Raw genomic sequence first — 12674 nt, forward strand, 5'->3', positions numbered from 1 at the left:
CCTCCAGTAGCGTCATGCCCCGTTGCCTTGCGTGCATCCCTGCACCTCCTCGGATTTTTCCTGCAATCAACTTGAACCTGAGCGACTAGACCCCCTGCCCAACGATCGTGAAGCTATAGCGAAGCACTTCCACAGGGGAATGCACGGTGAAGCAACGTGGCGTAACACTGATGCAAATGATGACGGCGTTGGCGCTGGCCATCCTGCTGACACAGCTGGGTATGCCGGCCTACGCCAGGTTGAGCGACGACCTGCACAGGGCAGCCGCCGCCCGTGACCTGGCACAGACGCTGCGCAGTGCACGCAGCCATGCGCTGCTGCAAAGCCAGCCAGTGCTGGTGCAGGCGCTGGACGGTAATTGGGGGAATGGTTGGCGGGTAGTGCTGGAGCATAACCAGCAGATGGTGCGCGAACAGCGGCTGGCGCGGCCCCTGAAAATCACCAGCAATCGCGGTGAGCAATTCAAGTTCAGTGCGCAGGGGTTGCCAATGACGCCGAGCAACAGCTGGCTGGGGGTGACGCTGGAAGTGTGCGAACGCTCATCTGCCAACAGCCGTTATCAAGTGGTAATGGCATCGACGGGACGAGTCAACGTGCTTGCAGAGGATCGCAACAATACTCGGTGTGCATCCTGATAGCCTTGAGTCGACTTTGCTGGCCCTATCGCCGGCAAGCCAGCTCCCACAGGTACAACACAAGCCTTGAAGGCAGTGTTATTCCTGTGGGAGCTGGCTTGCCGGCGATGAGGCCAATACAGGCTTACATTAGATCAGCGAGCGAACCCGCAGCTCTTTGGGCATCGAGAAGGTGATGTTCTCTTCACGCCCGTCCAGTTCCTCGGCGCCGGTGGCGCCCCAGGCCCTGAGCTGCTCGATCACACCACGCACCAGTACTTCGGGGGCCGAGGCGCCGGCGGTGATGCCGATGCGCAGCTTCTGGTCGAACCAGCCACGTTGCAGGTCCTCGGCACCGTCGATCAGGTAGGCCGGGGTGCCCATGCGCTCGGCCAGCTCGCGCAGGCGGTTGGAGTTGGAGCTGTTGGGGCTGCCGACCACCAGTACCACATCGCACTCGTCCGCCAGTTGCTTCACCGCGTCCTGGCGGTTCTGGGTGGCGTAGCAAATGTCGTCCTTGCGCGGGCCGCCGATGTTCGGGAAGCGCGCACGCAGGGCATCGATGACACGGCTTGTATCGTCCATCGACAACGTGGTCTGGGTGACGAAGGCCAGGTGGTCCGGGTCTCTCACCTGCAGGTTGGCAACGTCCTTCTCGTCCTCGACAAGGTAGATGTCACCGCCATTGCTGGCGTCGTACTGGCCCATGGTGCCTTCGACTTCCGGGTGCCCTTGGTGGCCGATGAGAATGCACTCACGGCCGTCACGGCTGTACTTGGCCACCTCGATGTGCACCTTGGTGACCAGTGGGCAGGTGGCATCGAACACCTTCAGGCCACGGCCAGCGGCTTCCTGGCGCACGGCCTGGGAAACACCATGGGCACTGAAGATGACGATGACATCATCCGGTACCTGGTCCAGCTCTTCGACAAAGATGGCACCACGGTTGCGCAGGTCTTCCACCACGAACTTGTTGTGCACCACTTCGTGACGCACATAGATCGGCGGGCCGAAGACTTCCAGCGCGCGGTTGACGATCTCGATCGCCCGGTCGACCCCCGCGCAGAAGCCGCGAGGGTTGGCGAGTTTGATTTGCATGCTCGGCTCCAGGCTTACAGGGCCTTCACCTCGAGGATCTCCACCTCGAAGGTCAGGGTCTTGCCAGCCAGTGGGTGATTGAAGTCGATGGTCACCTGGTCATCATCGAATGCTTTGACCACGCCCGGAAGCTCGGCGTTGGCGGCATCGTTGAAGATGATCAGCAGCCCTTCGGACAGCTCCATGCCTTCGAACTGGGACCGCGGCATGGTTTGCATGTTCTGCGGATTGGGCTGGCCGAAGGCATTCTCCGGGGCCACCACTACAGTACGCTTGTCACCAGCCTTGAAGCCGAACAACGCGCTTTCGAAACCAGGCAGCAGGTTGCCGTCACCGACCTTGAAGGTGGCCGGGGCCTTGTCGAACGTGCTGTCGACGGTGTCGCCGTTTTCCAGGTGCAGCGCGAAGTGCAGGGTGACTTCGGTGTTCTGGCCGATACGGGTGTCAGTCATGGACCGGATCCTCGGACTTCTTGCTCTTGAACATATCCAGCGCCAGCATCACCGCACCAACGGTGATGGCACTGTCGGCCACGTTGAAGGCCGGGAAATAATGGCGGTTCTGCCAGTGCACCAGGATGAAATCGACCACATGGCCGAGCACGACCCGGTCATACAGGTTGCCGATCGCACCACCCAGTACCAGCGCCAGCGCCACGGCCAGCCAGGTTTCGTTGCGCCCCAGGCGTTTGAGCCATACCACCAGCACCGCGCTGACCACGACCGCGATCAGCGCAAACAGCCAGCGCTGCCAGCCGGCGCCGTCAGCCAGGAAGCTGAACGCGGCACCGGTGTTGTAGGCCAGGGTCCAGCTGAAGTAGTCAGGGATGACGACAATCTGCTGGTACATGGTCAGGGCGTTGTTGAAGTACAGCTTGGTGGCCTGGTCGAGGACCAGCACCAGCAAGCTCAGCCAAAGCCATGCAAGGCGCCCGAAGCGCCCCTCTGCAGGGTTAGGCATAGTGACGCACCTCACCCGAACCGCTCAGGTTGTCGACGCAACGGCTGCAGATTTCCGGGTGCTCCGGGTGGCTGCCGACGTCGGCACGGAAGTGCCAGCAACGGCCGCACTTGGCGTGGCCGGACTTGACCACTTGCAGCTTGAGGCCTTCGACTTCGGTGGCCACGGCTTCGGCCGGTGCCTGCACGAACGGCACCACGCTGGCGGCCGAAGTGATCAGCACGAAGCGCAGCTCGTCGCCCAGCTTGCCCAGGTCGGCGCTCAGGCCTTCGTCGGCGTACAGGGTGACTTCAGCCTGCAGGTTGCCGCCGATGACCTTGGCGGTACGCTGGTTTTCCAGCTCCTTGTTGACCGATGCTTTCACCGCCATCACGCGGTCCCAGTAGGCGCGGTCCAGCTCGATGCCTTCCGGCAGCTCGCTCAGGCCCTGATACCAGCCGTTGAGCATGACCGACTCGTTGCGCTCACCCGGCAGGTACTGCCAGATTTCGTCGGCGGTGAACGCCAGGATCGGCGCGATCCAGCGCACCAGCGCCTCGCTGATGTGGTACAGCGCGGTCTGGCACGAACGGCGGGCGACACTGTTGGCGCCGGTGGTGTACTGGCGGTCCTTGATGATGTCGAGGTAGAAGCCGCCCAGCTCCTGCACGCAGAAGTTATGCACCTTGGAGTAGACGTTCCAGAACCGGTACTCGCTGTAGTGCTCTTCCAGCTCGCGCTGCAGCAGCAAGGCGCGGTCCACGGCCCAGCGGTCCAGTGCCAGCATGTCTTGCGGCGCCAGCAGGTCGCGCGCCGGGTCGAAGCCGGACAGGTTGGAAAGCAGGAAGCGAGCGGTGTTGCGGATGCGGCGGTAGGCGTCGGCGCTGCGCTGCAGGATCTGCTCGGAAACCGCCATTTCACCGGAGTAGTCGGTGGCGGAGACCCACAGGCGCAGGATGTCGGCACCCAGGGTGTTGTTGACCTTTTCCGGCTCGATGGTGTTGCCCAGCGACTTGGACATCTTGCGACCGTTCTCGTCCACGGTGAAACCGTGGGTAAGCAGCTCGCGATACGGCGCGTGGTTGTCGATGGCGCAACCGGTCAGCAGGGAAGAATGGAACCAGCCGCGGTGCTGGTCGGAACCTTCCAGGTACAGGTCGGCGCGCGGGCCGGTGGCATGGCCGATATCGTGCGAACCACGCAGCACGTGCCAGTGGGTAGTGCCCGAGTCGAACCACACGTCGAGGGTGTCGCTGATCTTGTCGTACTGGTCCGCTTCAGCGCCCAGCAGCTCGGCGGCGTCCAGCTTGAACCAGGCCTCGATACCTTGCTGCTCGACGCGCGTGGCCACTTCGTCCATCAGCTCGACGGTGCGCGGGTGCAGCTCGCCGGTCTGCTTGTGCAGGAAGAACGGAATCGGCACACCCCAGTTGCGCTGACGCGAGATGCACCAGTCCGGGCGGTTGGCGATCATCGAATGCAGGCGCGCCTGACCCCAGGCCGGGACGAACCTGGTCTCTTCAATGGCCTTGAGCGCGCGCTCACGCAGCGGCTCGCCCGTGCTTGGCTGCTTGTCCATGCCGACGAACCACTGCGCGGTGGCGCGGTAGATCAGCGGGGTCTTGTGGCGCCAGCAGTGCATGTAGCTATGGCTGATGGTTTCGGTGTGCATCAGCGCACCGACTTCGCTCAGCTTCTCGACGATGGCCGGGTTGGCCTTCCAGATGAACTGGCCGCCGAAGAACTCCAGCGATTCGACATACACGCCGTTGCTTTGCACCGGGGTAAGAATGTCGTCGTTGACCATGCCGTAGCGCTTGCAGGTGACGAAGTCGTCTTCACCGTAGGCAGGGGCGGAGTGAACCACGCCGGTACCGGCGCCCAGCTCGACGTAGTCGGCCAGGTACACCGGCGACAGGCGGTCGTAGAACGGATGGCGGAAGTTGATCAGTTCCAGCGCCGAACCTTGGGCGGTGGCGATCACCGAGCCTTCCAGGTTCCAGCGTTCGAGGCAGGCTTCGACCAGCTCTTCGGCCAGCACCAGCAGACGCTCGCCGGTATCGACCAGGGCGTACTTGAATTCCGGATGGATGTTCAGCGCCTGGTTGGCCGGGATGGTCCACGCGGTGGTGGTCCAGATCACGATGGCGGCAGGCTTGGCCAGCGAAGGCAGGCCGAAGGCGGCAGCCAGCTTGGCTTGGTCGGCCACCGGGAAGGCCACGTCGATGGTTTGCGATTTCTTGTCGGCGTACTCGACTTCGGCTTCGGCCAGGGCCGAGCCGCAATCGAAGCACCAGTTCACAGGCTTGAGGCCCTTGAACACGAAGCCTTGCTTGACCATTTCGGCCAGGGCACGGATTTCACCGGCCTCGTTGGCGAAGTTCATGGTCTTGTACGGGTTGTCCCAGTCACCCAGCACGCCCAGGCGGATGAACTCGGTCTTCTGCCCTTCGATCTGCTCGGCGGCGTACTCGCGGCACAGCTCGCGGGTGCGGTCGGCCGACAGGTGCTTGCCGTGGGTGACCTCGACCTTGTGCTCGATCGGCAGGCCGTGGCAGTCCCAGCCCGGCACGTACGGGGCATCGAAGCCGGCCAGGGTCTTGGAGCGGACGATCATGTCCTTGAGAATCTTGTTCAGCGCATGACCGATGTGGATCTTGCCGTTGGCATAGGGCGGGCCGTCGTGCAGCACGAACTTTGGACGATCCTTGCCAATCTCGCGCAGCTTCTGGTACAGGCCAATGCTGTCCCAGCGCTGCAGTATCTGCGGTTCGCGCTGAGGCAGGCCGGCCTTCATGGGGAAGGCGGTGTCCGGAAGGTTAAGCGTGGCTTTGTAGTCGGTCATTTCAGGCTCTTGGTTAGCGGTTGAGCGTGCCAATGTGCACGTGCGGCGGCGATATCCGCATCGATCGCCGACTTCAGCGCCTCCAGGGAGGCGAATCGCTGCTCTTCACGCAGCTTGTGGTGGAACTCCACCGTCAGGCGCCGACCGTAAAGGTCGCCAGCATAGTCCAGCAGATGAATCTCCAGGTGCGGGCGCCCGTCACCGGCTACGGTGGGGCGCACGCCAATATTGCCGACACCCGGCCAGGCCTTGCCGTCGATCTCGATGCTGGCCAGGTAGACCCCGGACAGCGGCACGCGGCGGCGCTTGAGCTGGATGTTGGCAGTCGGTGTGCCGAGCTGGCGGGCCAGTTTCTGGCCATGCAGCACGCGGCCGGTGATGCTGTAGGGGCGGCCCAGCAGGTGCTCGGCCAGCTCGAAGTTGCCTTCGGCCAGGGCCTGGCGCACTTCGGTGCTGCTGACCCGCAGGCCATCCTGGATGACCGTGTTGGCCGCCTCGACGGTGAAGCCGTACTGCTTGCCGGCTTCGACCAGGAAGGCGAAATCGCCAGCGCGGTCGCAGCCAAAGCGGAAGTCATCGCCCACTTCAAGGTGGCGCACGCCCAGGCCATCGACCAGGATAGCCTTGACGAAGTCATCGGCGCTGAGGCTGCTCAGGCGCTGGTTGAATGCCAGGCACAGCACCCGGTCGATGCCTTCGCCGGCCAGCAGCTCGACCTTGTCGCGCAGGCGAGCCAGGCGCGCAGGGGCAGTCTCGGGGGCGAAGTACTCGCGTGGTTGCGGTTCGAAGATCACCACGCAGGTCGGCAGGCCCAAGGCCTGGCCGCGCTCGCGCAGGCGCGCCAGGATTGCCTGGTGGCCGCGGTGAACCCCGTCGAAGTTGCCAATGGTGGCGACACAGCCCCGGTGCTCGGGGCGCAGGTTGTGAAGACCTCGAACCAGCTGCATAACGCGCTTCTTGCTCATAAAGTGGCCGATTATAACCACACCCGGGCGCCGGTGACAGGCAGCAGCGCCCAAGGGCGGCGTGGAATGCTAAAAACCGACGCCTGACCCGCCCAGCGCCTTAGTGCAAGGCCTTGCGGGCAAAATGCCGGGGCCGGAACCCACAAAGGTACAGGCAACCGAAGTACGTCACCACACCGGCCAGGATCAGTGCGCCCAGGCGCATGAAGCGCTCGAGCATGCTGCCCTGCTCCCAGGCCGGCATATAGTGCATGCCGGCCAGCAATACTGCCGACATCAGCGTCACCGCCAGCACCAGCTTGAACAGGAACATCGCCCAGCCAGGCTGCGGCTCGAACAGCTGCTGGCTGCGCAGCTTCCAGAACAGCAGGCCGGCATTCAGGCAGGCACCCAGGCTGATGGCCAGGGCCAGGCCGGCATGCGCGAACGGGCCGACCAGGGCCAGGTTGAACAGCTGGGTACAGACCAGGGTGAACACGGCAATCTTCACCGGTGTACGGATATTCTGCTGCGCATAGAAGCCCGGTGCCAGCACCTTGACCAGAATGATTGCCAGCAAACCCACGGAATAGGCAATCAGCGCGCGCTGGGTCATGGCCGCGTCGAAGGCGCTGAACTTGCCGTACTGGAACAGCGCCACGGTCAGGGGCTCGGCCAGGATGCCAAGGGCCAGGGTGCAAGGCAGTACCAGCAGGAAGCACAGCCGCAGGCCCCAGTCGAGGATCCGCGAGTACTCTTCGCGGTCCTTGTTGGCGTAGGTCTTGGCCAGGGTTGGCAGCAGGATGGTACCCAAGGCCACGCCCAGCACGCCTGAAGGAAGCTCCATCAGGCGGTCGGCGTAATACATCCACGACACCGAGCCGGCCACCAGGAAGGAGGCGAAGATGGTATTGATGATCAGCGATATCTGGCTTACCGATACTCCGAGAATGGCCGGCAGCATCTGCTTGAGCACACGCCAGACGCCGGCATCCTTGAGGTTCAGGCGCGGCAGGACCAGCATGCCGATCTTCTTCAATGCCGGCAGCTGGTACAGCAACTGCGCCAGGCCGCCCGCCAGCACGCCCCAGGCCAGGGCCATGATCGGCGGATTGAAGTACGGTGTCAGCAGCAGGGCAAAGGCGATCATCGCCACGTTCAGCAGGGTCGGGGTGAAGGCCGGTACCGAGAAACGGTTCCAGGTATTGAGGATCGCGCCGGCCAGCGACGACAACGAAATCAGCAATATATAAGGAAATGTCACCCGCAACAGGTCGGTGGTGAGCTCATATTTTTCTGCGCTGTCGACAAAACCTGGGGCGGTTGCCCACACCACCCACGGCGCCGCCAGGATGCCGATGGTGGTCACCAGGGCCAGGACCAGGGTCAGCAGGCCAGTGACATAGGCGATGAAGGTGCGTGTCGCCTCCTCGCCTTGCTGGGTCTTGTACTCGGCCAGAATCGGCACGAACGCCTGCGAGAACGCACCCTCGGCGAATATGCGCCGCAGCAGGTTGGGCAGCTTGAACGCGATGAAGAAGGCGTCGGTGGCAACGCCAGCACCAAAGATGCGCGCCAGGATGGTGTCACGAACGAAGCCTAGCACCCGCGAAATCATGGTGATCGAGCTTACTGCAGCCAGGGATTTGAGCAGGTTCATCGAAAAGATTCACGCCAATGACAGAGGACGCTGCCAGACAGCGTCCGAATGTGCGATACTCCCGCGCCGTTGCAGGGGAGCCAAAAATTCCCGAGTGTACAGGTCGCGCAGCAGAAAGGAATCTTTCCAGGTTGTTGGCGCACCGCTCGGCGGAACCTTGCAGGTGGCCTTGACATCCGGTCGACTCATCGGCATGATTCGCGGCCTATTTTGTTTGCTATTTACCTAAAGTCTTTCGAGGAGCTCGACGGTGGCCAACACACCTTCCGCCAAGAAACGTGCAAAACAGGCTGAGAAGCGTCGCAGCCACAACGCCAGCCTGCGTTCCATGGTCCGCACCTACATCAAGAATGTAGTTAAAGCCATTGACGCAAAAGACGCCGAAAAAGCGCAAGCCGCTTACGTTCTGGCTGTACCTGTAATCGACCGTATGGCCGACAAGGGTATCATCCACAAGAACAAGGCTGCTCGTCACAAAGGCCGTCTGAATGGCCACATCAAGGCGCTGAAAGAAGCTGCAGCTGCCTAAGCGACGCGCTATTCGAAAAACCGACCTTAGGGTCGGTTTTTTGTTGCCTGCAATTCATGGCAATTGTTCACTCCAAACATTTACCTTGAATTGCCAAGGAATCAGCATCAATTGACATACCTGCAGGAGCGGGCTCACCCGCGAACACCGGCAAAGCCGGTGCCATTCACCGCGTCACCGCCCTCGCCGGTGAGCCGCCCCTGCATTTACCTGGCTATCTGGATCTTCGGCGCCCACTGCAGCCATTCATCTTCAGCCTTCTCAAACAGGGCAAACGTCTGCTGAGGCCGTGCCGGGTTGCCCATCTGCTCACCGTCCGGTGTTGCGAAGGCGATACCGCCATCAATCAGGGTTTCCACCGACTCGGTGCGCACCGTAGCCCCCTTGAACAGCCCCCAGTCGAAACCGAAGCCACTGCTGTTCCAGAAGCGGCTGCCGCTGCGCACCAAGGCGGCATAGCGCGGCTCGATGAGAATATGGATCAGCACCCGATCAGCACTCTGGCCCAGCTCGAAACCCGTCACCTTACCCACCGTAACCTCACGATAGGTTACCGGCACACCCGGCTTGATCGAGCCACGGCGCGGGGCGCTGAGCGTCAACGGCAGGCCGACCTCCGGCCCTGCCACTTGCGGCGCATCGGCCAAGGCAATGAAGTCGCGCTGCGGGCCACGGTCTTTGGCGGCTGGCTGAACTTCCAGGTACTGCCCGCCCACCAGGGTATCGAGGTTCTCGGTGCGTACCAGGCCCAAGGCCGGCTTGACGACCCAGAACTGCGTGCCTGCGCGTGCAATGCGGTTCGCCGACTCGGTAATGCGCGCCCGCAGCAGCACAGCCTGCAGGTCGTCGGTCAGGTCGACGCTCTCGATACTGCCTACATCCAGCCCGCGGAAGCGGATCGCAGTACCCGGCTTGAGGCCATCGGCACGGTCTACCCGAATGGTGATCAACGTACCCGCACGGTTCACCGCCTCCTGGCTCTCATGCAGGCGGAAACGTGGGATATGGCGTTTAAGTGCTACATCGGGGCGCGGCGTGTCGAACGCGATACCACCGGCCATCAGTGTCTGCAGTGATTCACTCTTGATCTTGATGCCCGACAAGCCGCCCGTCAGGGTAATACCGCTGACGTTCCAGAAGCGCGACGAGCCGTTGACCAGCTTCTCGTATTCCTTCTCGATATGCACACCGATCAGGATACGGTTGCTGTTGCGGGCGAACTGGTAGCTCTGCACGCTACCTACCTTCACCTGGCGGTACATCACCGGGCTGCCGATCTCGAGCGACCCCAGGGTATCGGCGAATAACACCATGTGCAGGCCCGGCGCCTTGAGGTCGAGCGGCGGCGCCTTGGCGCGCGCCTCGAACTCACGCTCTGGCCGCGCGCCCTTCTCACCTGGACGAATGGCGATGTAGTTACCTTTGACCAGTGCTTCCAGGCCGGTAATACCCGCCAGGGATATGGAGGGTTTCACCACCCAGAACTGCGTGCCCTCGACCAGGTAGTCTTCGGTCAACGGGTCCAGCGTCAGCTCGGCGGATGCGCTGGCCAGGTTGTCTTCCATCTTCAGGGCTTTCAGCGAGCCAACCTGGATGCCCTTGTACATGACCGGCGTACGGCCGGCCTGCAGGCCTTCATAGTCGCTCAGCTTGACCTTGACCCGGATACCGGCCTGGGCTGCATCGAAGTCTTCATACAGGCGGAATGGCAGGCTCGGGTCGGTTGGCGGGCTGTCCTTGCGGTATTCCGGCGTGGCGAAGGCGATACCGCCGGCGACAATGCTCGACAGCGACTCGCTACGCACTTTCACCCCCGACAGCGAAGCATCGATGCTGACGCCGCTGGCATTCCAGAAACGCGTATGTTTACGCACCAGGCTGGCGTATGCCGGCTCGATGAACACCTTGACCTCAACAGTGCTCTGGTCCTCGGACAGCCGATAGCTTTTCACCCGGCCAACCTGGATCTGCTTGTAGAACACCGGGCTATCGCGATTGAGCGAGCCCAGCCTCTCGGCCTTGAGCATCAAATGCAGGCCGGGTTCCGAGTCCGAGAGCGGTGGCGCCACTTTCAACGCGGTAAAGCGCTTGGTGCGCTCGCCCTCCCCCGGGCTGACGGCGATATAGTTGCCCGACACCAGCGTTTCAAGGCCGGAGATACCCGCCAGGGTGACGCTCGGCTTCACCAGCCAGAAGCGGGTGCCTTTAGTGAGATGCGGCTCGGCGGCCTTGTTCATCTCGATGGTGGCGATCACCCCCTGCTTCTCGCCCTGGGCATCGAGCACCAGGCTCTTGACCTTGCCAACCGGCATGCCTTTGTAGATAACCTCGGTCTTGTTGGCGACGATGCCCTCACCCGACTCGAAGCGGACTTCAATTTCCACGCCGGCATCACGGTATGCCTGCCATGCGAGCCAGCCCCCGATCATCAACGCGATCAATGGCAGGATCCAGATAGCCGACCAGTTCGAGGCTGGGCGGGTTTTAGCCGTTGGCAGGTCACTCATGGTCGTCATCCGACTCCGTGTTATCCCAAATCAGTCGGGGATCGAAAGTTAAAGCGGCAAGCATTGTCAGGATCACCACAGTTGCGAAGGCGACAGCGCCCAGGTTGGCTTCGACACTGGCTATCCGGCCGAAATTCACCACCGCCACCAGGATGGCAATGACGAAGATATCCAGCATGGACCAGCGCCCGATGAATTCGATGAAGCGGTACATCAATATGCGCTGCCGCGCCGAAAGCGGCTGACGGCGCTGCACCGAGTACAACAACAGGCCAATCCCCACCAGCTTGAACGTGGGCACCAGGATGCTGGCAATGAACACCACGGCGGCAATGGGCACCATGCCGTGCTTGAGCAGGGTGATGACGCCGGACATGATCGTGTCGGGGCTGCCTTGCCCCAAGGTGCTCACGGTCATGATCGGCAGGACATTGGCCGGGATGTACAGAATCGACGCTGCAATCAGCAACGCCCAGGTACGCACGATGCTGTTCGGCCGGCGCGCATGCACAATCGCACCGCAGCGGGTGCAGGTTTGCGACTTGCTGCCCGGCTCATTTCTGTTCAGTTCGTGACATTCATTGCAGACAAGAATGCCCGCATCAATCGCCCGCATGCAGGTCCTCCCCCGATAGCGCACTCCAGATCTGGTGCGGTGACATCACCACTTCAAGCCAGACCTGGATCAGCAACAGACTGATAAAGCAGAACAACCCCAAACCCACGGTCAATTCGGCCAGGTCCACCAGCTTGACGATGGCCACCAGCACACCCATGAAATAGACCTCGAGCATGCCCCAGTCGCGCAGGTGGTGATAGATGCGGTAGAACAGCAGGCCGAAGTTGCGCCCGATGTTCAGGCGGATACTGAGCAGCACAGCCAGCTGGCAGAGCAGTTTTGCCAGGGGAATGGCCATGCTGCACAAGAACACCACTACCGCCACGCCGCGCATTTCCGAATTGTACAGGCCCACTACGCCGCTCCAGACAGTGTCGTCCGACGTCTGGCCAAGCAGGTGCAACTGCATGATCGGCAGGAAGTTTGCCGGTACGAATAGCAACAGGGCTGTGAGCACCAGGGCCAGGCTGCGATTGACCACATTATGGCGATGGGCATAGAGCTCGTAGCCGCAGCGCGGGCATTGGGCTTTCTCATCATGCTGGAGCACAGGCTTGCGTAGCAGCAGGTCGCATTCGTGGCAGGCGACCAGCTCGTCCAGCGACAACTGGGCCAGCGTTTGGGGTTCGACAGGGTTGGACATGGAGCCCTTCTGGATAGGTGCGTGAGCCTATTCTAGTGTTCTGGCTCGAATTGTGGGAGCCGACAAACCACAGGCATGCACGATACCTGAGATTTTCGCCCACAAAGACAAAACCCCTACCTGCATGCGCAGATAGGGGTTTTGCGAAATGAATCTTGACGATGACCTACTCTCACATGGGGAGACCCCACACTACCATCGGCGATGCATCGTTTCACTGCTGAGTTCGGGATGGGATCAGGTGGTTCCAATGCTCTATGGTCGTCAAGAAATTCT

The 12674-nt window shown here is 61.9% G+C and carries 11 protein-coding genes and 1 rRNA gene; 2 read left to right on the forward strand and 10 right to left on the reverse strand.

Features of this window, described 5'->3' with window-relative positions; all coding sequences use genetic code 11:
* The first annotated feature begins 146 nt into the window (after positions 1 to 146).
* On the forward strand, positions 147 to 635 hold the full coding sequence (locus HP547_RS20075; protein WP_172287239.1) for a GspH/FimT family pseudopilin: 489 nt from the start codon (positions 147 to 149) through the stop codon (positions 633 to 635).
* Between the two features lie 129 nt (positions 636 to 764).
* Here HP547_RS20075 and ispH read toward each other — a convergent pair whose 3' ends face one another.
* The 6 genes from ispH to murJ all read right to left on the reverse strand — a co-directional run bounded on the left by ispH (position 765) and on the right by murJ (position 8100).
* On the reverse strand, positions 765 to 1712 hold the full coding sequence (ispH, locus tag HP547_RS20080; RefSeq protein ID WP_172287240.1) for a 4-hydroxy-3-methylbut-2-enyl diphosphate reductase: 948 nt from the start codon (positions 1710 to 1712) through the stop codon (positions 765 to 767).
* 14 nt (positions 1713 to 1726) lie between these two features.
* Positions 1727 to 2164, reverse strand: coding sequence for an FKBP-type peptidyl-prolyl cis-trans isomerase (gene fkpB, locus HP547_RS20085; RefSeq protein WP_172287241.1), 438 nt, complete (start codon positions 2162 to 2164; stop codon positions 1727 to 1729).
* Positions 2157 to 2672: a signal peptidase II gene (lspA, locus tag HP547_RS20090; RefSeq protein WP_172233412.1), complete on the reverse strand. Its 516-nt coding sequence runs from the start codon at positions 2670 to 2672 to the stop codon at positions 2157 to 2159. Before lspA ends, fkpB begins: the two co-directional genes overlap by 8 nt.
* Positions 2665 to 5496, reverse strand: coding sequence for an isoleucine--tRNA ligase (gene ileS, locus HP547_RS20095; protein ID WP_172287242.1), 2832 nt, complete (start codon positions 5494 to 5496; stop codon positions 2665 to 2667). The genes lspA and ileS overlap by 8 nt, the downstream gene beginning before the upstream one ends.
* Positions 5493 to 6443, reverse strand: a complete 951-nt coding sequence (gene ribF, locus HP547_RS20100; protein WP_172229948.1) for a bifunctional riboflavin kinase/FAD synthetase — start codon at positions 6441 to 6443, stop codon at positions 5493 to 5495. Before ribF ends, ileS begins: the two co-directional genes overlap by 4 nt.
* 118 nt (positions 6444 to 6561) lie before the next feature.
* Complete coding sequence (gene murJ, locus HP547_RS20105; protein ID WP_172229945.1) at positions 6562 to 8100, reverse strand: murein biosynthesis integral membrane protein MurJ; 1539 nt, start codon at positions 8098 to 8100, stop codon at positions 6562 to 6564.
* Positions 8101 to 8350: 250 nt separating this feature from the next.
* Between murJ and rpsT the strand changes: the two genes are divergently transcribed.
* Positions 8351 to 8629, forward strand: coding sequence for a 30S ribosomal protein S20 (rpsT, locus tag HP547_RS20110; RefSeq protein ID WP_003247625.1), 279 nt, complete (start codon positions 8351 to 8353; stop codon positions 8627 to 8629).
* A 206-nt stretch (positions 8630 to 8835) separates the two neighbouring features.
* Here rpsT and HP547_RS20115 read toward each other — a convergent pair whose 3' ends face one another.
* The 4 genes from HP547_RS20115 to rrf all read right to left on the reverse strand — a co-directional run bounded on the left by HP547_RS20115 (position 8836) and on the right by rrf (position 12667).
* Positions 8836 to 11136 (reverse strand): PqiB family protein, encoded by a 2301-nt coding sequence (locus HP547_RS20115; protein WP_172287244.1) that lies wholly within the window; start codon positions 11134 to 11136, stop codon positions 8836 to 8838.
* Positions 11129 to 11752 carry a paraquat-inducible protein A gene (locus HP547_RS20120; protein ID WP_172287246.1) on the reverse strand — a complete coding sequence of 208 codons (624 nt, stop codon included), beginning with the start codon at positions 11750 to 11752 and terminating at the stop codon, positions 11129 to 11131. The genes HP547_RS20115 and HP547_RS20120 overlap by 8 nt, the downstream gene beginning before the upstream one ends.
* Positions 11739 to 12398 (reverse strand): paraquat-inducible protein A, encoded by a 660-nt coding sequence (locus HP547_RS20125; RefSeq protein ID WP_172287247.1) that lies wholly within the window; start codon positions 12396 to 12398, stop codon positions 11739 to 11741. The genes HP547_RS20120 and HP547_RS20125 overlap by 14 nt, the downstream gene beginning before the upstream one ends.
* A 153-nt stretch (positions 12399 to 12551) precedes the next feature.
* Positions 12552 to 12667 (reverse strand): 5S ribosomal RNA (gene rrf, locus HP547_RS20130).
* Between the last annotated feature and the right edge of the window lie 7 nt (positions 12668 to 12674).

Source organism: Pseudomonas sp. CM27, from assembly GCF_013179515.1.
Taxonomy (GTDB): Bacteria; Pseudomonadota; Gammaproteobacteria; order Pseudomonadales; family Pseudomonadaceae; genus Aquipseudomonas.

What these genes read in the sequence shown, in the direction of transcription:
- ispH (WP_172287240.1), bottom strand. Translation starts at nt 1,712, where the DNA reads ATGCAAATCAAACTCGCCAACCCTCGCGGCTTCTGCGCGGGGGTCGAC.
- fkpB (WP_172287241.1), bottom strand. Translation starts at nt 2,164, where the DNA reads ATGACTGACACCCGTATCGGCCAGAACACCGAAGTCACCCTGCACTTC.
- lspA (WP_172233412.1), bottom strand. Translation starts at nt 2,672, where the DNA reads ATGCCTAACCCTGCAGAGGGGCGCTTCGGGCGCCTTGCATGGCTTTGG.
- ileS (WP_172287242.1), bottom strand. Translation starts at nt 5,496, where the DNA reads ATGACCGACTACAAAGCCACGCTTAACCTTCCGGACACCGCCTTCCCC.
- ribF (WP_172229948.1), bottom strand. Translation starts at nt 6,443, where the DNA reads ATGCAGCTGGTTCGAGGTCTTCACAACCTGCGCCCCGAGCACCGGGGC.
- murJ (WP_172229945.1), bottom strand. Translation starts at nt 8,100, where the DNA reads ATGAACCTGCTCAAATCCCTGGCTGCAGTAAGCTCGATCACCATGATT.
- HP547_RS20115 (WP_172287244.1), bottom strand. Translation starts at nt 11,136, where the DNA reads ATGAGTGACCTGCCAACGGCTAAAACCCGCCCAGCCTCGAACTGGTCG.
- HP547_RS20120 (WP_172287246.1), bottom strand. Translation starts at nt 11,752, where the DNA reads ATGCGGGCGATTGATGCGGGCATTCTTGTCTGCAATGAATGTCACGAA.
- HP547_RS20125 (WP_172287247.1), bottom strand. Translation starts at nt 12,398, where the DNA reads ATGTCCAACCCTGTCGAACCCCAAACGCTGGCCCAGTTGTCGCTGGAC.